Annotated in this window: 24 protein-coding genes; 18 read left to right on the top strand and 6 right to left on the bottom strand. The window is 66.7% G+C overall.

Going from position 1 to position 20,637, the window contains the following annotated elements:
• The first annotated feature begins 24 nt into the window (after positions 1-24).
• The 5 genes from ACQ651_RS09275 to ACQ651_RS09255 all read left to right on the top strand — a co-directional run bounded on the left by ACQ651_RS09275 (position 25) and on the right by ACQ651_RS09255 (position 3,898).
• The gene (locus tag ACQ651_RS09275; RefSeq protein ID WP_199709283.1) at positions 25-927 is read left to right on the top strand and encodes an ABC transporter permease; all 903 of its coding nucleotides are present in this window, start codon (positions 25-27) and stop codon (positions 925-927) included.
• On the top strand, positions 924-1,832 hold the full coding sequence (locus tag ACQ651_RS09270; RefSeq protein WP_430449104.1) for an ABC transporter permease: 909 nt from the start codon (positions 924-926) through the stop codon (positions 1,830-1,832). Before ACQ651_RS09275 ends, ACQ651_RS09270 begins: the two co-directional genes overlap by 4 nt.
• A gap of 35 nt (positions 1,833-1,867) precedes the next feature.
• The gene (locus ACQ651_RS09265) at positions 1,868-2,851 is read left to right on the top strand and encodes an ABC transporter substrate-binding protein (RefSeq protein ID WP_121897107.1); all 984 of its coding nucleotides are present in this window, start codon (positions 1,868-1,870) and stop codon (positions 2,849-2,851) included.
• Positions 2,852-2,991: 140 nt separating this feature from the next.
• Complete coding sequence (locus ACQ651_RS09260) at positions 2,992-3,549, top strand: RNA polymerase sigma factor (RefSeq protein ID WP_430449102.1); 558 nt, start codon at positions 2,992-2,994, stop codon at positions 3,547-3,549.
• Positions 3,536-3,898, top strand: a complete 363-nt coding sequence (locus ACQ651_RS09255) for a DUF6768 family protein (protein ID WP_227287288.1) — start codon at positions 3,536-3,538, stop codon at positions 3,896-3,898. The genes ACQ651_RS09260 and ACQ651_RS09255 overlap by 14 nt, the downstream gene beginning before the upstream one ends.
• Before the next feature lie 91 nt (positions 3,899-3,989).
• Here the strand turns inward: ACQ651_RS09255 and ACQ651_RS09250 are convergent, their stop codons facing one another.
• The gene (locus ACQ651_RS09250; protein WP_227287287.1) at positions 3,990-4,352 is read right to left on the bottom strand and encodes a hypothetical protein; all 363 of its coding nucleotides are present in this window, start codon (positions 4,350-4,352) and stop codon (positions 3,990-3,992) included.
• A gap of 189 nt (positions 4,353-4,541) precedes the next feature.
• Between ACQ651_RS09250 and ACQ651_RS09245 the strand changes: the two genes are divergently transcribed.
• The 10 genes from ACQ651_RS09245 (at position 4,542) to ACQ651_RS09200 (ending at position 14,752) form a co-directional block, all read left to right on the top strand.
• Positions 4,542-5,864: a helix-turn-helix transcriptional regulator gene (locus ACQ651_RS09245; protein ID WP_227287286.1), complete on the top strand. Its 1,323-nt coding sequence runs from the start codon at positions 4,542-4,544 to the stop codon at positions 5,862-5,864.
• A gap of 81 nt (positions 5,865-5,945) precedes the next feature.
• Positions 5,946-6,353, top strand: a complete 408-nt coding sequence (locus tag ACQ651_RS09240; protein ID WP_430449101.1) for a response regulator transcription factor — start codon at positions 5,946-5,948, stop codon at positions 6,351-6,353.
• A complete protein-coding gene (locus tag ACQ651_RS09235) occupies positions 6,350-6,661 on the top strand; it encodes a hypothetical protein (protein WP_227287284.1) in 312 nt (103 codons plus the stop codon). The genes ACQ651_RS09240 and ACQ651_RS09235 overlap by 4 nt, the downstream gene beginning before the upstream one ends.
• 1 nt (position 6,662) lies before the next feature.
• Positions 6,663-9,344 carry an ATP-binding protein gene (locus ACQ651_RS09230; protein WP_430449100.1) on the top strand — a complete coding sequence of 894 codons (2,682 nt, stop codon included), beginning with the start codon at positions 6,663-6,665 and terminating at the stop codon, positions 9,342-9,344.
• Between the two features lie 65 nt (positions 9,345-9,409).
• Entirely contained in the window at positions 9,410-10,450 is a 1,041-nt protein-coding gene (locus ACQ651_RS09225) for a FliM/FliN family flagellar motor switch protein (protein WP_430449099.1), read from the top strand.
• Positions 10,451-10,593: 143 nt separating this feature from the next.
• The gene (locus ACQ651_RS09220) at positions 10,594-11,307 is read left to right on the top strand and encodes an HpcH/HpaI aldolase family protein (RefSeq protein WP_227287281.1); all 714 of its coding nucleotides are present in this window, start codon (positions 10,594-10,596) and stop codon (positions 11,305-11,307) included.
• A gap of 4 nt (positions 11,308-11,311) precedes the next feature.
• The gene (locus ACQ651_RS09215) at positions 11,312-12,136 is read left to right on the top strand and encodes a fumarylacetoacetate hydrolase family protein (protein WP_430449098.1); all 825 of its coding nucleotides are present in this window, start codon (positions 11,312-11,314) and stop codon (positions 12,134-12,136) included.
• Between the two features lie 199 nt (positions 12,137-12,335).
• On the top strand, positions 12,336-12,965 hold the full coding sequence (locus tag ACQ651_RS09210; RefSeq protein ID WP_227287279.1) for a DUF6778 family protein: 630 nt from the start codon (positions 12,336-12,338) through the stop codon (positions 12,963-12,965).
• A 39-nt stretch (positions 12,966-13,004) separates the two neighbouring features.
• A complete protein-coding gene (locus tag ACQ651_RS09205; RefSeq protein ID WP_375551987.1) occupies positions 13,005-14,213 on the top strand; it encodes an RSP_2647 family RNA methyltransferase in 1,209 nt (402 codons plus the stop codon).
• Positions 14,210-14,752 carry an RSP_2648 family PIN domain-containing protein gene (locus tag ACQ651_RS09200; protein ID WP_227287277.1) on the top strand — a complete coding sequence of 181 codons (543 nt, stop codon included), beginning with the start codon at positions 14,210-14,212 and terminating at the stop codon, positions 14,750-14,752. The genes ACQ651_RS09205 and ACQ651_RS09200 overlap by 4 nt, the downstream gene beginning before the upstream one ends.
• A gap of 16 nt (positions 14,753-14,768) precedes the next feature.
• Here the strand turns inward: ACQ651_RS09200 and ACQ651_RS09195 are convergent, their stop codons facing one another.
• Positions 14,769-15,467 (bottom strand): M48 family metallopeptidase, encoded by a 699-nt coding sequence (locus ACQ651_RS09195; RefSeq protein ID WP_227287317.1) that lies wholly within the window; start codon positions 15,465-15,467, stop codon positions 14,769-14,771.
• Between the two features lie 96 nt (positions 15,468-15,563).
• Here ACQ651_RS09195 and ACQ651_RS09190 point away from each other — a divergent pair, with 96 nt between their 5' ends.
• From ACQ651_RS09190 to ACQ651_RS09180, 3 genes are read left to right on the top strand one after another with little or no spacing between them, the layout of a single operon-like run.
• Entirely contained in the window at positions 15,564-15,941 is a 378-nt protein-coding gene (locus tag ACQ651_RS09190) for a hypothetical protein (RefSeq protein WP_227287276.1), read from the top strand.
• Positions 15,938-16,540 (top strand): TetR/AcrR family transcriptional regulator, encoded by a 603-nt coding sequence (locus ACQ651_RS09185; protein ID WP_227287275.1) that lies wholly within the window; start codon positions 15,938-15,940, stop codon positions 16,538-16,540. Before ACQ651_RS09190 ends, ACQ651_RS09185 begins: the two co-directional genes overlap by 4 nt.
• Positions 16,541-16,592: 52 nt before the next feature.
• Positions 16,593-17,258 carry an L-2-amino-thiazoline-4-carboxylic acid hydrolase gene (locus ACQ651_RS09180; RefSeq protein WP_227287274.1) on the top strand — a complete coding sequence of 222 codons (666 nt, stop codon included), beginning with the start codon at positions 16,593-16,595 and terminating at the stop codon, positions 17,256-17,258.
• 107 nt (positions 17,259-17,365) lie between these two features.
• Here the strand turns inward: ACQ651_RS09180 and ACQ651_RS09175 are convergent, their stop codons facing one another.
• From ACQ651_RS09175 to ACQ651_RS09160, 4 genes are read right to left on the bottom strand one after another with little or no spacing between them, the layout of a single operon-like run.
• Entirely contained in the window at positions 17,366-18,550 is a 1,185-nt protein-coding gene (locus ACQ651_RS09175) for a vWA domain-containing protein (protein WP_227287273.1), read from the bottom strand.
• A gap of 13 nt (positions 18,551-18,563) precedes the next feature.
• Entirely contained in the window at positions 18,564-18,728 is a 165-nt protein-coding gene (locus ACQ651_RS09170; protein ID WP_158598937.1) for a hypothetical protein, read from the bottom strand.
• 23 nt (positions 18,729-18,751) lie between these two features.
• Positions 18,752-20,116, bottom strand: a complete 1,365-nt coding sequence (locus ACQ651_RS09165) for a DUF2927 domain-containing protein (protein WP_430450320.1) — start codon at positions 20,114-20,116, stop codon at positions 18,752-18,754.
• A gap of 5 nt (positions 20,117-20,121) precedes the next feature.
• Positions 20,122-20,571: an N-acetyltransferase family protein gene (locus ACQ651_RS09160; RefSeq protein WP_430449097.1), complete on the bottom strand. Its 450-nt coding sequence runs from the start codon at positions 20,569-20,571 to the stop codon at positions 20,122-20,124.
• Between the last annotated feature and the right edge of the window lie 66 nt (positions 20,572-20,637).

Genomic DNA, 20,637 nt, shown 5'->3' with positions numbered 1-20,637 from the left:
CTGGGCGGGGGTCTGACGCGCGGCATGGCCGGGACCGTTCATCACGTCATGCCGATCCTTGCGGTTCTCGGGGTGATCGTGGCGCTCTGGTACGCGGCGAGCGTGGGGATGAACCGGGCGTGGACGCTGGATCAGGCAGAGCGCGCGGGCGAGGAACTGAGCGCCGGCGAGGTGATTGCCGACGCGATGAACCAGGAGCGGCCCGTGCTGCCGACGCCGCATCAGGTCTTCGCCGAGTTGTGGGAGACGACGGCGGGGGAGCCGGTGATGCGCGAACGGCGTGGCGAGCTGCGCGGCAACCCGCGATCGTTGTTTTTCCACGCCTATCAGACGCTTGCGCCGACGCTGCTTGGCTTCCTGTTCGGCACGACATTGGGCATTCTGCTGGCGATCGGGATCGTTCACAACCGGGCGATGGATATGAGCGTGATGCCGTGGGCCATCGCCTCCCAGACCATCCCGATCCTTGCGATCGCGCCGATGGTGATCGTGGTCCTGAACTCCATCGGCATCGAGGGGCTGCTGCCGAAATCGCTGATTTCGGCCTATCTGAGTTTCTTCCCCGTGGTGGTGGGCATGGTCAAGGGGCTGCGCAGCCCCGGCGCGATGGACATGGATCTGCTGAAAACCTATTCGGCGGGCACGTTGGCCACATTGCTGAAACTGCGGCTGCCGGCCTCGGTGCCCTATCTCTTCACCTCGTTGAAGGTTGCCATTGCCGCGGCGCTTGTGGGCGCGATTGTCGCCGAATTGCCGACGGGCGCGCGGTTCGGGCTGGGCGCACGGCTGCTCACGGGAAGCTATTACGGGCAGACCATCCAGATCTGGTCGGCGCTGTTCATGGCGGCGATCTGTGCGGCGGCGCTGGTGGCGCTGATCGGCCTTGCGGAGCGTGTGACGCTGAAACGCATGGGATTGGCACGATGACTGCGTTCTGGCGCAGCCCATGGCTCGGCCCCTCTGTCGCGCTTCTGGTGATTCTGGCGGGTTTCGCCGCCGATCAGGGCCTTGGCCTGATCCTCGCGGTCTGGCTGGCGGCATGGGGGATCAACATCTGGCTGTCCAACTCGGGCCGCACGATCGGCGGCTTTGCGGTGCCGATCCTCTTCGGCGCGACATTGCTGGTGCTCTGGGAACTGGCCGTCCGGCTTTACGAGGTTTCGCCGGTCATCCTGCCTGCGCCATCGGCGATCTGGGCGCGGCTGATCACCTCCACCGATACGCTTTGGGCGGATTTCGTGCAGACCATCGTGAAGGGCGCGATGTCGGGATATGTGACGGGCTGCGCCGCGGCCTTCGCGGTGGCGCTGGCGGTGGATCGTTCGCCCTTTCTGCAACGGGGCCTGCTGCCGGTGGGCAATTTCATCGCCGCCCTGCCGATTGTGGGGACCGCGCCGATCCTGGTGATGTGGTACGGCTTCGGCTGGCAATCGAAGGCCGCCGTGGTGGTGGTGATGGTGTTCTTTCCGATGCTGGTCAACACGGTGCAGGGGTTGAAGGCGTCCGAGGTGATGCAGCGCGATCTGATGCGGACCTATGCGGCCAGCTATTGGCAGACCCTGTTCAAACTGCGCCTGCCCGCCGCTTTGCCGTTCATCTTCAACGGGTTGAAAATCTGCACAACCCTTGCGCTGATCGGGGCGATTGTGGCGGAATTTTTCGGCTCCCCGACGGTCGGGATGGGCTTTCGGATAAAGATTGAGGTGGGCCGGCTGGCCATGGATATGGTCTGGTCATCGATCGTGGTTGCGGCCCTGGCGGGCACCGGGCTTTACGGGCTGATGGCCCTGCTGGAGAGAAAGCTGACATTCTGGCATCCGTCGCAGCGGTAACGAAACAACAAACGAACCAACTTGGAGGGAAGAAAATGAAACATCTGATGACATCCGCGCTGGCACTGGGGCTGGCGACCGGGGCAGCCGTCGCCGATGAGGTGACGTTGCAGTTGCAATGGGTCACCCAGGCGCAGTTCGCAGGCTATTACGTGGCGCTTGAGAACGGCTATTACGAGGCCGAGGGCCTGGACGTGACGATCCAGCCCGGTGGTCCCGATATCGCGCCGCCGCAGGTTCTGGCCGGGGGCGGGGCCGATGTGATGCTGAACTGGATGCCCTCGGCGCTGGCCGCGCGGGAGCGGGGCCTGCCGGTGGTGAACATCGCGCAGCCTTTCGCCTCCTCCGGCCTGATGCTGACCTGCTGGGCCGATACCGGCATCACCGAACCCGCGGATCTGGCCGGGCGGACAATCGGCGTCTGGTTCTTCGGCAACGAGTATCCGTTTCTCAGCTGGATGAGCCAACTGGGCATCCCGACCGATGGCGGAGAGAACGGCGTGACGGTGCTGCAGCAGGGGTTCAACGTCGACCCGCTGTTGCAGCGGCAGGCCGATTGCATCTCCACGATGACCTATAACGAGTACTGGCAGGTGATCGACGCGGGCGTTTCCCCGGATGATCTGATCACGTTCAAATACGAGGATCAGGGCGTCGCGACGCTGGAAGACGGGATGTGGGTTCTGGAAGAGAACCTTGAGGACCCGGAGTTCGTGGACCGCATGGTGCGTTTCGTGCGCGCCTCCATGGAGGGGTGGAAATGGGCCGAGGAAAACCCCGATGAGGCCGCGTTGATCGTGCTGGACTACGACGAGACCGGCGCCCAGACCGAAGAGCACCAGACCCGGATGATGGGGGAGGTGGCGTTGCTGACCGCGGGCTCCAACGGCGCGCTGGACGTGGCCGCCTATGAGCGGACGGTGGCGACCCTGCTTGCCGGCGGATCCGACCCGGTCATCACGGCCGAGCCCGAGGGCGCATGGACCCACATGATCACCGATCAGGCACTGAGCGAGTAGATCTTTCGCAGGGTGACACGCGGGCGCGGCCTTTGGGCCGCGCCCTTTTTCATGCGCAGTCGCCGATTTGCGGCGCCTGCGCGTGAACCGGTTCGGTACCGGCGGCCACCTTAGTCCCGACAGAACGAGAAAGACGGCGGATGCGACAGGCAGGTCGGATAGTGGAGGAGATGCTGGTTGCCCGCGCGCAGGCCGGTGACCGGGCGGCCCTTGCGCAGATCGCCGATCTGCGCGGCCCGCGCCTGCTGGCCCATGCGGTGCGGTTGCTGGGCGACCGGGAAATGGCGCGCGACGTGGTGCAGGAGGCCTGGGTTGAGGTCCTGCGCGGCCTGCCGCGGCTGCGCGACCCGGTGGCGTTCCCGGCCTGGGCCACGCGGATCGTGACGCGCAGGGTGGCCCGGCAGATCAGGCGCCAGATCGCTTCCCGCGAGATCATGCGCGCCGCCGCGGCCGAACTGCCGGCTGCAACGCCCGAGGCCGGCCCCGATGCGGCGGATGCAAGGGCGGTGCGCGGGGCGGTTGCCGCCTTGCCCCCGGATCATGCCGCCACGGTGGCGCTGTTCTATCTGGAAGACATGAGCGTGGCCGAGGTGGCCGTGGCGCTGGATATCCCGCATGGCACGGTCAAATCCCGGCTGATGCATGCGCGCTTGAAACTGAGAGAGGCGTTGAAAGGAGACTGCGATGAGCAAGCTTGACCAACTGATCGAAGAGGCCCTGAGAGCCGAGGATCGCGCGATTCTCCACGCCACCGAAGAACAGGGCTGGTTCCAGCTTGGGCTGGCGCAATTCCGGGGCAAACTGGGCTGGGTCACCTGGGTGGTCATGGTGATCCAGATCATCCTGTTCGCCCTGGGCACCTATTGCGCGATCCGGTTCTTCGGGGCCGCCGACGCGCTTGGCGCGTTGAGATGGGGCCTGCCGGGGGCCGTATTGCTGCTGATGGCGTTGCAGATGAAGCTGAGCCTGATGCCGCAGATTCAGGCGGACCGGATCCTGCGCGAATTGAAACGGACACAGCTGATGCTGGCCGAACGGCGCGTTTGATCCGCGGCGGGCGTGCAGTACAGGCACGCCCCGCCCCGCAGGGCCGGGGGTGTCTGCAGATGCGATGCGGCAGGTGGCTGCGCGCGCAGGATCAGCGGCGCAGATCCACCTGCCGTGCGGTTGGCGTCATCTCGGCCAGCCTTGTCGGAATGTCGGACCCTGGGGGCGGCGGCGGATTGGGGATTTTGTCCTGATCGCCCACCAGCCGGGTGTCCAGCGGTTCCACATTCAACCCTTTCAGAACCGGCGGGTTCTTCGGCGGATCCTGAGGGGTCGGGTTCGTTGGCCTGTCAGAGCGGCTGCTGTCGCGCGCGGGTGTGACCGCTTCGCGCCCCAGGGCGGGAATGCCGCCTGCGGGAGGAGAGGCCCGTTCCGAGCTTGAACTGACCGGGGCCTGACTTTGGGCCGTGGGTGCCGGAACCGGAGGACCGGACACCGGAGAGAATGTGGTCATGGGATGTACTCCACACCATTATCGCCCCCACCGGACAACATACACCTTATACATGCGCGGCGAAACAGACCGGTCAAATTCTAGATATTTTCCGGCGGGAAGGGCTTTGCCGCCCTGCGACGCCATGTGTGTTGAGACGCGGCACCGTTTCTGTAAAACTTTTGACAACGCCCAGTTCCGAGGCACGTCATGACCCAACGCTCCGCGCCCCAGCGTCGCCACGCGCTTACCGGAAGCCGCATCCGGGAACGGCGCACGGTGATGGGGATCAAGCAAAGCGATCTGGCGCGCGCGGTGGGCATCTCGGCCAGCTACCTGAACCTGATCGAGCACAACCGCCGCCGGATTGGAGGCAAGCTTCTGGTCGATCTGGCCCGGAAGCTGGAGGTGGAGCCGACCGCGCTGAGCGAGGGGGCGGATGCCTCGCTGTTCGATGCGTTGCAGGCGGCGGCGGGGGAAAGCCCGCCCGCCTTCGGCCCGGCGCCCGAAACCGGCCGGATCGACGAACTGGCGGGCCGCTTCCCGGGATGGGCCGGGCTGATCGCATCGCAGCACAAACGTATCGCGGGCCTTGAGGGGCTGGTCGACGGGCTGCATGACCGGCTGGCCCATGACCCGGTTCTGGCCGAGGCGATGCACGAGCTGTTGTCGACCGTCGCGGCGATCCGCTCGACCGCGGATATTCTGGTGCGTGAGCCGGATATCGAGCCGCAATGGCGCGGACGTTTTCACCGCAACCTGCATGAAGAGGCGGAAAGACTGTCGGCGCGGGCCACGGCGATGCTGTCGCATTTCGAAAGCCAGGGCGGGCGGCAGGGCGCGCCATCCACGCCGCAGGAAACGGTGGAGGCGTTTTTCGACGCGATGGATCATCACTTCCCGATGATCGAGGAGGCCGGCGCGGGGACGATCGGTGCGATCCTTGTCGGCGTGGCGGGAATGGAGGATCCCGCGACGCGGACGCTGGCCGAACGCCTGCTGCGCCATTACGCGGAGGATGCCGCGCGCCTGCCGCTGAAACCGTTTCTTGCCGCAGCACTGGACAGCGGTTTCGAGCCCGAGCCGCTTTTGCCGATGGCCGGCGGGGACGTGGCGCTGGTTCTGCGGCGTCTGGCAAGCCTGCCGCGTGCCAAGGGTGCGCCGCCGTTCGGGCTGGCGGTCTGCGACGCGGCGGGCGCGCTGATCTTCCGCCGCCGGATCGGGGCCTTTTCGATCCCACGCTTCGGGGCGGGATGTCCGCTCTGGCCGCTCTACCGGGCCTTGAGCAAACCGATGGTGCCCGAAGCAAGCGTGCTGGATCTGCCGAACGGCACCACCTTCCGCGCCTGGTCCATCTGCCAGCCGGCCCGTGCGGCGGGGTTCGGGGCGGAGCCCGTGATGCGGGCGACGATGCTGCTGCGCCCGGTGGAGGAAGAGCGGGCCGGGTCCGGGGCGCAGCCCGTCGGACCGGGCTGCGCCGTTTGCCCGCGCGAGGGCTGCACGGCCCGGCGGATGGACAGCCTTGTGGGATGAGACCGCCCAACAGGCGTTTGACTTCGCACAGAAAACGGGCAGTGTTGAACCCATGACGCCTGACCATCGGAGGAGAACGGTTTGGGCACGCGGGTTTTGCTGGTCGAGGATGAGGCCAATATTCTGGAAGCCATAAGCTTTATCCTGTCCCGCGACGGGTGGGAGGTGCATGGCCATGGCAATGGCGCAACCGCGCTGGACGCAGTGGCGCGGCTGACGCCGGACGTGGTGGTGCTGGACGTGATGTTGCCCGGCCGCTCCGGTCTCGACATCCTGCGCGATCTGCGGAACACCTCGGAGACGCGGAATCTGCCGGTCCTGATGCTGACCGCCAAGGGGCAGGCGAAGGATCGCGATCTGGCTTTGTCGCTCGGCGCGAATGCCTATCTGACCAAGCCCTTTTCGAATGCCGAGATGGTGGAGACCTTGCGCGATGTCGCCCATGGCGTCAGTCTGAACGGTGCCGGGCTGCCCGATCAGGGATCATGACCCGCCATGGCAAATCCACCCCGAAAGGGACCCGCGACACGATGGCCAAACGTGTGTTTCTTGAGCGCCGGACCTATCGGCGGAACCGGTTGCAGGACGCGGCCAAGCTTTTGCCCGTGCTGGGGGCGTTCCTGTTCTTCGGGCCGGTGTTCATCCTGACGACCGATGCCGGTGTCGAGGGGGCGACGGCGGGCTGGCTGGTGTATTTCCTGGGTGTCTGGCTGGCCCTGATCGTGGTGGCCGCGGCGCTGTCCCGGGCGCTTGACCGGATCACGCCGCGCGACCCGGATCAGCCGGGCGAGCGCTAGAATGCTGTCCTTCGACGGGCTGGTCGCGGTCTGCGTGCTTTATGTGGCGGGCCTTTTCTGGGTGGCGTTTCTGGCCGAAAAACGGGCCGCCGAGGGCAAGGCCCGCTGGCTCAGCTCCCCGCTTGTCTACACGCTCAGCCTGTCGATCTACACCACCGCATGGACGTTTTACGGCGCCGTCGGCTCGGCGGCGCGGTCGGGTCTGGAGTTCATGACGATCTATCTCGGCCCGACGCTGGTCTTCATCGGCTGGTTCTGGCTGCTGCGGAAAATGGTGCGGATCGGCCGCGCGCAGCGGATCACCTCGATCGCGGACATGATTTCCAGCCGCTACGGAAAATCCGGCGGTCTGGCGGCGATGGTCACGATCCTGGCCGTGATCGGGACGACGCCCTACATCGCGCTGCAACTGCAATCGGTCACGCTGTCCTTTTCGGTCTTTGCGCGTCCCGGCGCGCTTGGCGCGCCGGATACGGAAAGCACGGCCGTCTGGGTGGCGGGGGGGCTTGCGCTTTTCACCATCGTCTTCGGCACCCGCTCGCTGGATGTGAACGAGCGCCACCCCGGTCTGGTCTCCGCCATCGCTCTGGAATCGATCGTCAAGCTGTTCGCGTTGCTGGCGGTGGGCGGCTTCGTGGTCTGGGGGCTTGCGGACGGGCCGCGAGACGTTCTGCTGCGGATCGAGGAGAGCCCGATCGCCACCTGGACATCGAACGGCGCGCGGTGGGTCGGGCTGACGGTGCTGAGCGGCGCGGCGATCCTGTGCCTGCCGCGGATGTTTCAGGTGATGGTCGTCGAAAACGCCGATGAGCGGCATCTGGCCACCGCCAGTTGGGCCTTTCCGCTCTATCTGCTGCTGATGAGCATCTTCGTGATCCCGATCGCGGTGGTCGGTCTGCAAATGATGCCCGAGGGCGCGAACCCCGATCTTTTCATGCTGACCTTGCCCTTGGCCGCGGGGCAGGACGGGCTTGCGCTGTTTGCGTTTTTGGGCGGCTTCTCCGCCGCGACATCGATGGTGATCATCGCCGCGCTGGCGCTCAGCACGATGGTGTCGAACCATATCATCGTGCCGCTCTGGATGCGCGCCACGAAGGGCGAAAACCCGATGACCGGCGACATGCGCCGGGTGGCGCTGATGGCCCGCCGTCTGAGCATCGCCGGTGTTCTGACGCTGGGGCTGGTCTATTACCGCATGTCCGGCGGGACGGAGGCGCTCGCCTCGATCGGGTTGATCGCCTTTCTGGGGGTGGCGCAGGTTCTGCCGGCTCTCCTGGGCGGCATTTTCTGGCGCGGGGCAACACGGGCCGGGGCGGCCGCCGGGATCGGGCTGGGCTTCCTGATATGGGGCTGGGTGTTGCTGGTTCCGAATGCGGCGACCGCGGGCCTGATGCAGGGTGTTCTGGAAAACGGGCCCTTCGGCCTGACATGGCTCAGACCGGCCACGCCCCTGGGGCTGGACGGGGCGGACCCGCTTCTGACCGCGATGGTCCTGTCGCTCGGGGTGAACAGTTTTGCCTTCGTGCTGGTCTCGCTGTTCACATTCCCCAGCCCGATGGAACGTCTGATGGGCGCGCAGTTCGTGAATGTCTACGAGCATTCGCGCACGCCGCTGGCATGGAAGGGCAGCGCCGGGACGGCGGATGACCTGTTGATCATGGCGCAGCGGATTCTGGGCGCCGGCCGGGCCGCACGCCTGTTCCGCGACGCCGCCGCCGCGCAGGGCCGCGAGGCGCGCCTGCCCGAACCGACGCCCGATTTTCTCGAAAGGCTGGAGCGCGAACTTGCAGGCTCCGTCGGCGCGGCGACGGCGAATGCGATGGTGGGCCAGATCACCGGCGGCGCCAGCGTGTCGGTGCGCGATCTGCTGGCCGTGGCCGATGAAACGGCGCAGATGATGGAGTATTCCAGCCAGTTGGAGGCGAAATCGGCGGAACTGGCTCAGACCGCCGCGCGCCTGCGCGAGGCGAACCAGAAGCTGACCGAACTGTCGGTGCAGAAAGACGCTTTTCTCAGCCAGATCAGCCATGAGCTGCGCACGCCCATGACCTCGATCCGGGCGTTTTCCGAGATCCTGATGAAAAGCGAGGATCTGGATGCGGAGGGACGGACGCGCTTCAGCCGGATCATCCATGACGAAAGCCTGCGGCTGACGCGGCTGTTGGACGATCTGCTGGATCTGGCCGTGCTGGAAGACGGCCGGGTGACGCTGAACGAGGGCAACACGATGCTGGGCGATGTGCTGGACCGGGCCGTGAATGCCACCAGCGCGCTGTTGGGCGGCACGCGGCTCAGTATCCTGCGCACCCGGGCCGATGAAGAGGTGCCGCTCTGGACCGATGCGGACCGTCTGGCGCAGGTGTTCATCAATCTGATCTCGAACGCGCAGAAATACTGCGACGCGGCTGAGCCGGAACTGCGGATAGAGGTTCTGCGGCTGCCCGGACGGGTCGAGGTGGAGTTTGCCGATAACGGCGCCGGTGTGGCCCCCCGCCAGCAATCGCTGATCTTCGAGAAATTCGCCCGGGGCGATACCGCGGGCGAGGCCCCCGGGGCGGGTCTTGGTCTTGCGATCAGCCGGGAGATCATGGGTCGTCTGGGCGGCGGGCTGATCTATGTGCCGGGGCAGGGGGGCGCGCGGTTCCGGGTGCGGCTGCCGGGGCGCGCCCTGCGCGCGGCCTAAGGGTTTCTTAACCCTGCCTGGGGCATAAAGCCCGCGGGATTTTCCAGATTGAAGGGCCGGCATTCATGGCGGATACCGCCAGCTTATCCGTTCTGCAGCGCATGACCAAACGGGCGCGCGCCACCCCGGCCGCGGACAGGGGGGCGGGCGCGCGGCGCGCCTTTCAGCGGGCCCTTCGCCGGGCGGGCGCGCCCTTTGCCGGCCTTGTGCCCGAACCGGGCAGGGACGATGTAAGCTGGTCGCTTCTGATCGGCGATCTGCTGACCGGGTTGCCCGATGGCGGCTTGCTGACCGGTCTGGATGCGCCTCACGGCGCGCGCGGTCTGTGCCTGTTGCAGCAGCCGGTCGTCGATGCGCTGATCGAGGTGCAGACGACGGGCCGGGTCGATCCGGTGCAGGGGCCCGACCGGCCGTTCACCAAGATCGACATCGCCCTGACCAAGGATTTCATCGAATTGCTGCTTTCGGCCTTTGCGGCGGAGCTGGACGGGGTTCAGGGCGTCGACTGGCCCCGGCGGATGAGCTTTGGCGGCCCGCTGGCCGACCGGCGGCAATTGCCGCTTCTGATGCCCGATGCCGCCTATCACCAGTTCGAGATGGAGCTGAGCCTTGGCGAGGGTGCGAAGACCGGCAAGGTCTTGCTGATCGTGCCCGCCGGGTCGGGGTCGGCGGCGGCGCAGCAGGCGGCGCGCCCCGCGCTGGACCCGACGTGGCAGGCCGCCTTTCGTCAGACGATCGTCGGAGCGGAGGTGGATCTTGACGTGATCCTTATGCGCCGGGTGCGCAGCCTGGCCGAGCTGGAGCGTCTCGCGCCCGGAGATCTGATCCCGTTCGAGGCCGCGGATCTGGCGAACATCTCTCTTGAAGACCGCAATGGCCGGATCGTGTTGCGGGGCCGTCTCGGCCAGCAAGGCGGCCGGCGGGCGGTGCGCCTGACAACCGGGCCGGCCACCGGGTCTCCCGGGCCTTCCGTTGAGGCCGCGCCAGCGCCGGGCCCCGCGCCCGCCCCGCCCGGGGCCGGGCAGGATCCGGGCGCGCCCGAAGCTGCGAGCCGGCAAATCCCCGGCCCCGACGGCTCCGACTCGGCAGCCCGCCCCATCGCCTGACACCGGCCCGGCCATCGGCAATTGCATTCCCCCGGCGATCCCGGCAGGGTCGCGGCAGAATTACCCGTGGGGGAGGCAGGCCCGTGGCACCGGCATCGTTCAAATCAAGGCTCGTCTCGGGGGAAATCCTGGCCGGGACATTCATGAAGACACCGGCCGTCGACGTGATGGAGGTGCTGATGCTCTCCGGTCTCGATTTCGTATGCATCGATCAGGAACATGCGCCCTTCGATCGCGGCAGTCTCGGCAATTGCCTGGCCGTGGCGCGCGCGGGCGGCTTTCCGGTGCTGGTGCGGGTCGCCTCATCCGCGCCGGAGCACATTCTGCAGGCGCTCGATGCGGGCGCCGTGGGTGTCGTGGTGCCGCATGTGATGACCGGGACGGGCGCGGCGAAGATTGCCAAGGCCGCCCGCTTCGGCCATGGCGGGCGGGGCTATGCGGGCTCCAGCAGATGGGCGGGCTATGGCACCGGCAGCATGGCCGGGCTTCTGTCCCGAAGTGCCGCCGAGACGGTCGTGATCGCCCAGATCGAAGACCCCGAAGCGGTCGACTGCGCGGATGACATCGCCGCGACCGAGGGGATCGACGCGGTGTTCCTGGGGCCCGCCGATCTGAGCGTCGCTTACGGAAAGACCGATCAGGACAGCGCCGAGTTGCGGGCCGCATTCGAAACGGTGGGCCGGGCGGCGCGAGCCGCGGGCAAGGGATACATGACCTTCGTGGCGGATGCGGCGCAGGCCGCGCGCCTGCGCGCCGACGGGGTCAGCGGGTTTTTCATCGCCTCGGAACACGCCTGGATTCTGGCGGGCGCACGGGCCGCGATGGCGGGACTCAAGGACATGCAGGAAGGGGAGTGAGCTTATGAAATTCGTGCGCTATGGCGAAGCGGGGGCGGAAAAACCGGGCGTTCTGGATGCCGAGGGACGGATCCGCGATTTGTCCGGGCAGGTGGCGGATCTGGGCGGCGACGCGCTGACCCGGCTGGACGGGTTCACGGCGGACGGGCCGGTGGTGGGGGGCAATCCGCGGCTTGGCCCGCCCGTGGCCGGGACAGGCAAGATCGTCTGCATCGGTCTGAACTATGCCGATCACGCCGCGGAAACCGGCGCGACGCCGCCGCCCGAGCCGCTGATCTTCATGAAGGCGACGTCGGCCATAACCGGACCGACCGATACGATCTATATCCCCCGCGGTTCCGCCAAGACCGATTGGGAAGTCGAGCTGGGCGTGGTCATCGGCCGGCCCGCCAAACATGTGGAGGAGGCGGATGCACTGGCCCATGTGGCGGGCTATGTGGCCGTCAACGATGTGTCCGAGCGGGACTACCAGAAACATCGCGCGGGCCAGTGGACCAAGGGCAAAAGCTGCGACAGCTTCGCCCCGCTCGGCCCCTGGCTGGTGACCCCCGACGAGATCGGCGACCCCCAGGCGCTTGGCTTGCGCCTGTCGGTGAACGGCCAGTTGCGGCAGGACGGTTCGACCCGGCAAATGATTTTTGGGGTGGCAAGGCTGATCTCCTATCTCAGCGGGTTCTTCACGCTTCATCCCGGTGACATCATCGCGACCGGCACGCCGCCCGGTGTCGGGGCAGGCATGTCTCCGCCGCGGTTTCTGGCCCCCGGCGACGAGGTGGTTCTGGAGATCGACGGGCTTGGCCAGCAGCGGATGCAGGTCGCGCAGGGCTAGGCTGCGGCAGGCTTTGTCACCGTGTCTGCCACGGCGTGGGCAGGCCGTTTCACCGGCATCACGCCGTATTTGAGACAAGATTTAATCACCAAAAGACCCCGGCAGCGCGCCGGGGTTTTCGCATTGCGGCCTCTTTTGAGCGGCAGCCTTGCCCGAAGAACATCTGAATTGCCCATCTTTCGGGGGCAGGAGGAAAAGCATGAAACGTCTGATCTCATTTGCGATCCTGGGTACGGTACTGGCGGTTTCGGCCTGTTCCGCCCCCGGTACGGTTACCCGCAACGCGCCGCTGGAGTTCGGCTCCGCTCAAACCGCGCCGTCATCCGTCGCCTCTTCGGCGCAGGACTGGCGGGTGGAGGAGGTGATCGTCGATGTCCCGACCTCGCTGACCGTGTCAGAGGCCAACACGATCAAGCCGCGCGCCGATATCGTCTGGCGCGAAGACCCGATCGGCAATCGCCACCAGCAGGTGGCCGATCTCATGACCCCGCCCCTGCGGCAGGCCCTTGCCCGGCTGGACGGCGATGTGCCGGTGCAGGTCCGCCTTGTGATGACCCGGTTCCACGCGCTGACCGACCGCACCCGCTACAGCAATCTCCGCGGCGAACATGAAATCGAGTTCGATCTGGTGGTCCGCCATGCCGAAACCGGTGCCGTTCTTTACGGGCCGACCCATGTGGACGTGACCTTCCCCGCCCTTGTGGGCCCCGATGCGGTGGCTGCCGAGCGCGATGGTATTTTCCAGCGCGACCGTATCCAGGCGCGCCTGCGTTCCTGGGCGGGCGAGGCGTTTGGCGGCGACCCGGTGCTTGTGGCCGGGCTCAACTGATCCCTTTCGGACCGGATTGATCCAAGATAGAGGGGGCGCATGATTGCGCCCCCTTCTTCTTTGCCCACCCTGCGTCTGAAACCCAAGGCTGAAGCCCGCAGATTGCGCCACGGCGCGCCCTGGGCCTGGGCCGATGAACTGGTGCTGGACCGCCGATCCCGCGCCATTCCCGCCGGCGCGCTGGCGATCCTCGAAGATGCGGACCGGCGGCCTGTCGGGGTGGGCGTCGCCACGGTCGAGGCGAAAATCGCCTTTCGGATGCTGGATCGCGATGCCACCGCCCTGATCGACGCGGACTGGCTCCGCGCGCGGATCGGGGCCGCCCTCGATCTGCGGCAGAAGCTGTTCGACGCGCCCTATTATCGGTTGGTCCATGCCGAAGGCGACGCGCTGCCCGGCCTGATCGTGGACCGGTTCGGCGAGACACTGGTGATCCAGCCCAATGCGATCTGGCTGGAGGAGCGGCTGGGCATGCTGAGCGAAATCCTCGCCGATCTGACCGGGTGCACGACCCTCATCAAGAACGGCAGCGGGCGGGCGCGGGCGGCCGAAGGGCTTGCCGAGGAAACCGCGGTCTTGCGGGGTGCCGCGCCCGAGGGGCCGATCCCGGTTCCGATGAACGGGGCGACCTACATGGCCGATGTGATGGCGGGCCAGAAAACCGGGCTGTTCTACGATCAGCGGTTCAATCACGGGGTCGCGGCGCGACTGGCGCGGGAGGCCCGCGTGCTGGATGTCTTTTCCCATGTCGGCGGTTTCGCACTGGCCTGTCTGGCAGGTGGCGCGACGGGCGCATTGGCCGTCGACGCCTCGGAACCCGCGCTGGATCTGGCCCTTGCCGGGGCCCGCGCCATGGGGCGGGCCGCCGATCTTGCCACGCGCAGGGGCGACGCATTCGCGGTGATGGAGGCGCTGGAGCAGGAGGGCGAGAGCTTCGATCTCGTGATTGCCGACCCGCCTGCCTTCGCGCCGTCGAAACCCGCGCTGGAAAAGGGCCTGCGCGCCTATGAACGCGTGGCGCGGCTGGCCGCGCCGCTGGTCGCGCCCGGGGGCGTGCTGATCCTGTGTTCCTGCTCCCATGCCGCCGATCTTGGCAAGTTCCGCGCGGCGTGCCTGCGCGGGATCGGGCGGGCCGGGCGGGTGCCGCGGCTGATCTACACCGGATTTGCCGGGCCCGATCACCCGCAACATCCCGATCTGAGCGAAACCGGTTATCTGAAGGTATTGGCGTTCCGGCTGCTGCCATGAGGACCTGCCTCGACGCCTGCGTGCTCTACCCCACCGTTCTGCGGGAGATCCTGATGGGCGTTGCCGGGACCGGGATGATCACGCCGGTCTGGTCGGCGCGCATTCTTGAGGAATGGGCCCGCGTCGCCGCCCGCCGCGACCCGGCGGACGAAGTGATTGCGCGGGGCGAAATCGCCCGCCTGCGCGCCCTCTGGCCCGATGCGGAGATTGCGCCCGATCCGGCGCTTGAGGCGCGCCTTTGGCTGCCCGATGCTGCCGATGTGCATGTACTGGCCACCGCGCTTTCCGGCCGGGCGGAGGCCATCGTCACGCTGAACCTGAAGGACTTTCCGGCCCGTGAACTGGAGGGGCCGGGGCTCAGCGCCCTGCATCCCGATGCACTTCTGCGCGCGTTGTGGGCCGAGGCGCCCGAGGTGATCGAACAGGTGGTGCGCCGCGTGCATCGGCAGGCCGAAACCCTGTCGGGCGAAGATCTTGATCTGCGCAAGTTGATGAAGCGCGCGCGCCTGCCCAGGCTGGGAAAGGCCCTTGCCGTCTAGCGGCGCGGACCGCCGCCTATTCCTGTGGCAATTCGCGGGCCCAGCGGGCCTCCAGCGCCTCGATCGCCGCAATCCGGTCGTGGGTTTTCGGATGGCTCATCAGCCAGGCGGGAATGCCGCGCCCGCCCATCCCGGTCAGTCCCTCAAGCTTGGTGAACAGGCTTTTCTGCGGTCCCGTCCCGATCCCTGATTTGACCAGCAGCGCCGAGGCATAGGCGTCCGCCTCGTATTCGTCCTGACGGCTCAGCCGCGCCATCAGAAGAGAGGCGAGCATATTCGCGATCCAGACACCGACGCCCGGGATGATCCGCCCCAGAACCGTGGCCAGCGCCACGCGCACCGCATTCTGCCCGGAAAAATCGATCATCCGGCGGCGCGCGTGGCCAAGGGCGACATGGCCCAACTCATGGGCGATGACGCTGGCCATCTCCTCGGCGCTGACCTCGCCCAGACGGTACTTGTTGAAAAATCCCCGGGTCAGGAAAATGCGCCCGTCCGGCGCCGCCAGCCCGTTGACCGGATCGATCTCGTAGAGATTCACCTTGATCCGCTCCACCCCAAGCGCCTCCGCCATCCGGTCGGTCAGCGCCTTCAGGCGCGGATCGGCCAGTTCGGTGGAGCGCTGATCCAGCTCCCGCCGGGTGCGCCAGGCGGAAAACTGATACATCACAAGGGCATAGATGATGGCCAGCAAGATGGGCGTAAACTTGAGCATAGGCAGGATATGGGGCACCGGCAGGCGGGCGGCAATAGGGACTTGCATGAACCATACCATCTGGTATGTAAATTCGAACAACATTGAGTCGGTCCGATGATCTCCACACCCTTTCTTGCCGCTGCTGCCATGTCGGGTCTTTGGGCCGGCATTCATCTGTTCGTCGGCGGCAGCCAGGTGGCGGCACCGCTCAGGGCCAGCCGGGATCTGCCCGATCTGGCCCGCGATACGGCCTATCTGTGCTGGCACCTGGTTTCGGTTACGCTGGTGGCGATGGCGGGGCTGTTTCTGGCTGCGGGTCTTGGCGCCGGCGGCGCGACCGGGCTTGCCATTGCGGGCGTCGCCCTGGCGGCGGGGTTCGCGGCGCTTGGTCTGATCCTGCCGCTCATGATCGGGGCGGGCTATGGGCAATTGCCGCAGGGCTGGCTGTTTCTGCCGGTGATCGGCCTTGGCCTCTGGGGGCTGGCCCCATGACCGCCCCGCGCAAGAGATTTGACCGCGACGATTGGTTGACCCTTGGCCTTGATCTGCTGAGCGCCGAAGGGCCCGATGCGCTGCGTATCGACAGGGTCTGCGCCGAGGCCGGCCTGACCAAGGGCTCCTTCTACCATCATTTCGCCGATCAGGCGACGTTTCTGGAGGCGCTGGTGGATCACTGGCGCGCGGTCCAGACGGACAACCCGATCGCCGATTTCGATCTGGAGCACTTCGATGCGGAGGCGTTCGAGCGGATCGTGCAGGAGATGATCGCGCTTGACATGCATCTGGAACTCAACATCCGGAAGCTTGCCGCGCGGGACCCGGCCCTGGCCGCAAAGGTCGCGGCGGCGGATGCGGCGCGGCTGAACTTCACCGCGCGGATCTACGAGATGCGCTTTGGCGTCGATCCGGCGATGGCGCAGGATATCGCGCTGCTCGATTACGGGGCCTTCAGCGGGATCGTGATGCTGAGGCCCGATATCTCGCTGGAAGACCGCATCCGGCTTTACACCATTTTTGATGACATGCTTCAGGCCCGTTTTGCCGAGCCCGAATTTCGACGGAAGATTGTTCCTCGCCCGTGTAGCCCGTGAAGATCTTTCGCGTGCTGGCGGCAATGGATTGAGATGCGAAGAGGAGACCGAGATGACCGACGCGATCATCACCCTTTGGCGGCGCGGGTTCCTGCGGGCGCTGAACCGTGGCGGGGACGTGCAGATCGACGATCAGGCGCTCAGGATCCGCGCGGCGCAGCTTGGCGCGCGCCGCGGTTTCCCCGGCGGTGGCGCTCAGACCGCCTTCAACGAGGCGCTGGCCACCGGGCTTCATGCCGCGGCGGAGTTGCTGGAGGAGGCCGGGCTGGACCGGCGGGCCGCCCGCGACCGGGCCGGGGCCGCCTTTCTGCAAAGCGGGAAGGGGCTCGCGCACTGGCTGACACGGGCCTGGCTCTGGACCGCGTCCGACCCCGTGGGGCAGGCGCAGGACGGTGACAGGCTGAGCGCGCGCGCAAGGCTGATCTGGGGCGCAGGCATGCGGTTTCACCAGGAAAACGGGCCTGATCACGCCACGCTCAAGGTCACGGAATGCGCCTTCGCGGATTACTTCTGGGATGCCGGGCGCAGCGATCTGACCCCGATCCTGTGCGCCTGGGATGCGCAATGGATGGAGATCGTGAACGCCTCCGACCGCCCGGTCTCGGTCAGCCGCTCGGGCACCCTGGCCCAGGGCTGCGACGTCTGCGATTTCTGCCTGCGCCGGGTCCCGGCGGAGGAGATGGCGCTGCCCGTCTGGCACCCGCACTCCGCGCGCTAGGCAGTTCGGGGTTACCGGGCGCGGCTTGCAAAGCCTGCAGCCCGGGCGCGGGACGCGGAGCAGCCCCATCCGGATGTGCCGGATGGCGGGCCGGGGGCCACGCGGTTCTAGCGGCTGAGGTCCCGCATGCCCCGGTCCAGCCCTTCCAGCGTCATCGGCACCATGCGTCCCTGAAAGATCTCCGCGATCATCTGCGTCGACTGGGTGTAGCGCCAGTGCCGCTCCGGCGTGGGATTGATCCACAGGAAATCGGGCCACTGGGCACAGGCGCGTTCCAGCCAGACCTGGCCGGCCTCCGCGTTCCAATGCTCATTCGCGCCGCCGGCAAAGGCGATCTCATAGGGGCTCATCGCGGCATCGCCGACGAAAATGCATTTGTAATCGGACCCGTAGGTGTTGAGCACGTCCCAGGTTGGCGTCTGATCGGTCCACCGCCTGCGATTGTCGCGCCAGACGCCCTCGTACAGGCAATTGTGAAAGTAATAGTGTTCCAGATGCTTGAACTCCGATTTCGCGGCGGAAAACAGCTCTTCGACAACCTGCACATGATCATCCATGGAGCCGCCGATATCGAGAAACAGCAGCACCTTCACCGCATTGCGGCGTTCGGGCCGGGTCTTGACGTCCAGATAGCCATGCTCGGCAGTGGCGCGGATCGTCCCGTCGAGATCAAGCTCCTCCGCCGCGCCGGTGCGGGCCCATTGGCGCAGCCGCTTGAGGGCAACCTTGATGTTGCGCGTGCCCAGTTCCACATCGCCATCGAGGTTTCTGAACTCGCGCTTGTCCCAGACCTTGACCGCGCGGCGGTGGCGGGAGCGGTCCTGCCCGATCCGCACCCCCTCGGGGTTGTAGCCATAGGCCCCGAAGGGGGAGGTGCCCGCGGTTCCGATCCATTTGCTGCCGCCCTGATGGCGGTCCTTCTGTTCCTTCAACCGCTCGCGGAGCGTTTCCATGAGCTTGTCGAACCCGCCAAGCGCCTCGATCTCGGCGCGCTCCTCCTCGCTCAGGTGCTTCTCGGCCAGCTTTTCCAGCCATTCGGGCGGGATCTCGGCGGCCTCCAGCACCTGCTCCGGGGTGATCTGTTCCAGCCCGCCGAACGCATGGGCAAAGGCACGGTCGAACCGGTCCAGATGGCGTTCGTCCTTCACCATTGCGGTGCGGGCAAGGTAATAGAACCCATCCACGTCATAGGTCACCAGACCGGCGGAAACCCCTTCGAGAAAGCCGAGATACTCCCGCAAGGACACAGGTATGCGGGCCATGCGCAGGGTTTCGAAGAACGGCAGGAACATGAGGCGCAGCCTCTCACGCCGGTGCGGGGATCACAAGCATGGCGAAGGCCCCGACGACAAAGCCGATCAGCCCGAAAATCGTGGCGTAGTGCAACAGATCGAGCGCGCTGCCGCCGCGTTTATAGGCGGTCCAGAGCCCCAGAAGAATGCCCAGACCAAACCCGACCAGATTCAGCATTTTGCCCCCTATCGCAATGTCGTTCAGGTTCGGGGCACCAGCCCCGCGATCTCGTTCAGCCGGGCCTCCACGGCATCGGTCCGGCCGAAGCCATAGCGGCCCCATCCCAGACTGTCGAGCCTGACCGCGCGCGCCTCGGACGGGCGACCTGTCAGATCCAGCGCCTCGGCCCGGATCATCAGAAGCGTCGCCAGAAGGCTGGCGTTTTCGGCCTGCGTGGCGGCGGGCAGGGCCGCGCCGGTCAGCTCAAGCGCCCGCTCGGCCTGCCCCGAGGAAAGCGCGAAGGCGGCGAGCTGCATGTTCACATGCGCCATGTGAATGCCGCCCGGCGCGATCTGCCGGTAGATCTGCCCGGCGGCCAGAAAGGACGCAAGCGACAGGTCCGGATCCCGCGTGAGGCTCAACCGGCCAAGCGCGAAATAGGAGAAGGCAAGCCGGTTGTCCTGCCACCCCTGCGACCGGGCGATGGCCACCGCTTGCCGGGCGGCGGCGATGCGGCGCGGGTCGTTGGTGCTGCCGCGCCCAAGCGCGGTTTCGATGGCGTCGATCCAGGCCCGCGGGCTGGCCCCCGACGGGCCGAGGCCGCCGCCATTGCCCCGCGGGTTCAGCCGGGCAAGGATGCCGGGCAGGGCCGCGGCCGCCTCCGCCCTTGTCATGCCCGATCTCAGGGCGGGGTCGTTATAGGCCCGCAGGACAAGCATATCGAACCCGGTCAGCACGGCGTTGAAATTATCGTCGTTGAAGACGCTGTCGGACAGGCGATAGAGATCGTTGAGCGGCCCGATGGCCTGACTTACCTCCTCGTGCAGGCAGTCGCGAATCTCCTGGGGCGGTACGTCGGACGGGATGAACACCGCGATCTGCTGTCGGGTTTCCAGCGTGGTCCAGTCCAGATCGCGGCCATTGCGCATGCGCCGGAAGTCGTTCCAGCTTGATACGCGGGGCACGACGAAGCAGGCGGCTTGTGGCACCACACGCTGCATCCGGCTGCGGGGCAGAGTTTCGATGACGATCGAGGCCGGGCCGCTGTCACGCGATACCCGCGAAATGTCGATCCGCGCCTCGCGGCGGAGTCGGGCCAGCAGCCGGTCCAGATCCGCGCCGAGCGAGGCCGGCGCGCCCGGGACCACGGCAACCGTGATCGGTCCTTCGAACCGGCTGAGCCGGGTGATCTCGCGCCCGCTTTCCATCTGAAAGCTGAGATCGAGGATGTCGCGCGCAATCGCGGCGTTGGACCGCTCGGGCGCGGGGGCGCTGCGCAGGGCAAACTGCGCCATCGGCGGCAATGTGGCGGGCAGCGCGGCATCGCGGCGTTCGGGAACATCCATCCGCGGCACGGCGGTGCAGGCGGACAGGGCCATGAGGCCGGCAAACAGCGTAAGGCGCAGCACCATCAACTCCGGCTATACTTCATGAAATCGGTGGCGACGGCGACACGGTCATAAAGGGCGCGCGCCGCGGTATTGTCGGTCTGGGTCAGCCAGTAGACCGCGCCCCGCCCGGCGGCATCCGCGTCGGCATAGACCGTTTCGATGAGCGCGCGCGCCACGCCCTTGCCCCGGGCGGCGGGCGTCGTGAAAAGATCCTGCAGATAGGTCACCGGCGCCACCTTCCAGCCATGGGCGTGAACGATCGCATGGACAAGGCCGACGGCGTTACCGCCCTGCCATGCAATCCAGCCAAGCATATCGGTCCGCGCCGGATCGGTATAGCGCGCAAATGTCAGCTCGTAGATCTCGTCGGGCAGGTCGGTGTCATAGAAGGCGAGATAATCGCGCCAGAGCGGTCGCCAGGCGGATCTGTCGCCGGGCGTGAGCGGGCGGATGGAAATCTCAGATGTCACTGGAACTCCTGCCTTGTCCAGTCCGGTATTGGCATTGGTCGCTAGGGAGAAAATGTGGCACAAATT

The sequence above is a fragment of the Rhodophyticola sp. genome (assembly GCF_965284195.1).
In the GTDB taxonomy this organism is placed as follows: Bacteria; Pseudomonadota; Alphaproteobacteria; order Rhodobacterales; family Rhodobacteraceae; genus Rhodophyticola.
This window is presented reverse-complemented; position numbering and strand designations above follow the sequence as displayed.

What these genes read in the sequence shown, in the direction of transcription:
- ACQ651_RS09265 (WP_121897107.1), top strand. Translation starts at nt 1,868, where the DNA reads ATGAAACATCTGATGACATCCGCGCTGGCACTGGGGCTGGCGACCGGG.
- ACQ651_RS09275 (WP_199709283.1), top strand. Translation starts at nt 25, where the DNA reads ATGGCCGGGACCGTTCATCACGTCATGCCGATCCTTGCGGTTCTCGGG.
- ACQ651_RS09190 (WP_227287276.1), top strand. Translation starts at nt 15,564, where the DNA reads ATGATCTCCACACCCTTTCTTGCCGCTGCTGCCATGTCGGGTCTTTGG.
- ACQ651_RS09245 (WP_227287286.1), top strand. Translation starts at nt 4,542, where the DNA reads ATGACCCAACGCTCCGCGCCCCAGCGTCGCCACGCGCTTACCGGAAGC.
- ACQ651_RS09175 (WP_227287273.1), bottom strand. Translation starts at nt 18,550, where the DNA reads ATGTTCCTGCCGTTCTTCGAAACCCTGCGCATGGCCCGCATACCTGTG.
- ACQ651_RS09215 (WP_430449098.1), top strand. Translation starts at nt 11,312, where the DNA reads ATGAAATTCGTGCGCTATGGCGAAGCGGGGGCGGAAAAACCGGGCGTT.
- ACQ651_RS09210 (WP_227287279.1), top strand. Translation starts at nt 12,336, where the DNA reads ATGAAACGTCTGATCTCATTTGCGATCCTGGGTACGGTACTGGCGGTT.
- ACQ651_RS09235 (WP_227287284.1), top strand. Translation starts at nt 6,350, where the DNA reads ATGACCCGCCATGGCAAATCCACCCCGAAAGGGACCCGCGACACGATG.
- ACQ651_RS09200 (WP_227287277.1), top strand. Translation starts at nt 14,210, where the DNA reads ATGAGGACCTGCCTCGACGCCTGCGTGCTCTACCCCACCGTTCTGCGG.
- ACQ651_RS09255 (WP_227287288.1), top strand. Translation starts at nt 3,536, where the DNA reads ATGAGCAAGCTTGACCAACTGATCGAAGAGGCCCTGAGAGCCGAGGAT.
- ACQ651_RS09250 (WP_227287287.1), bottom strand. Translation starts at nt 4,352, where the DNA reads ATGACCACATTCTCTCCGGTGTCCGGTCCTCCGGTTCCGGCACCCACG.
- ACQ651_RS09205 (WP_375551987.1), top strand. Translation starts at nt 13,005, where the DNA reads ATGATTGCGCCCCCTTCTTCTTTGCCCACCCTGCGTCTGAAACCCAAG.
- ACQ651_RS09225 (WP_430449099.1), top strand. Translation starts at nt 9,410, where the DNA reads ATGGCGGATACCGCCAGCTTATCCGTTCTGCAGCGCATGACCAAACGG.
- ACQ651_RS09220 (WP_227287281.1), top strand. Translation starts at nt 10,594, where the DNA reads ATGAAGACACCGGCCGTCGACGTGATGGAGGTGCTGATGCTCTCCGGT.
- ACQ651_RS09170 (WP_158598937.1), bottom strand. Translation starts at nt 18,728, where the DNA reads ATGCTGAATCTGGTCGGGTTTGGTCTGGGCATTCTTCTGGGGCTCTGG.
- ACQ651_RS09185 (WP_227287275.1), top strand. Translation starts at nt 15,938, where the DNA reads ATGACCGCCCCGCGCAAGAGATTTGACCGCGACGATTGGTTGACCCTT.
- ACQ651_RS09260 (WP_430449102.1), top strand. Translation starts at nt 2,992, where the DNA reads ATGCGACAGGCAGGTCGGATAGTGGAGGAGATGCTGGTTGCCCGCGCG.
- ACQ651_RS09195 (WP_227287317.1), bottom strand. Translation starts at nt 15,467, where the DNA reads ATGCTCAAGTTTACGCCCATCTTGCTGGCCATCATCTATGCCCTTGTG.
- ACQ651_RS09270 (WP_430449104.1), top strand. Translation starts at nt 924, where the DNA reads ATGACTGCGTTCTGGCGCAGCCCATGGCTCGGCCCCTCTGTCGCGCTT.
- ACQ651_RS09230 (WP_430449100.1), top strand. Translation starts at nt 6,663, where the DNA reads ATGCTGTCCTTCGACGGGCTGGTCGCGGTCTGCGTGCTTTATGTGGCG.
- ACQ651_RS09180 (WP_227287274.1), top strand. Translation starts at nt 16,593, where the DNA reads ATGACCGACGCGATCATCACCCTTTGGCGGCGCGGGTTCCTGCGGGCG.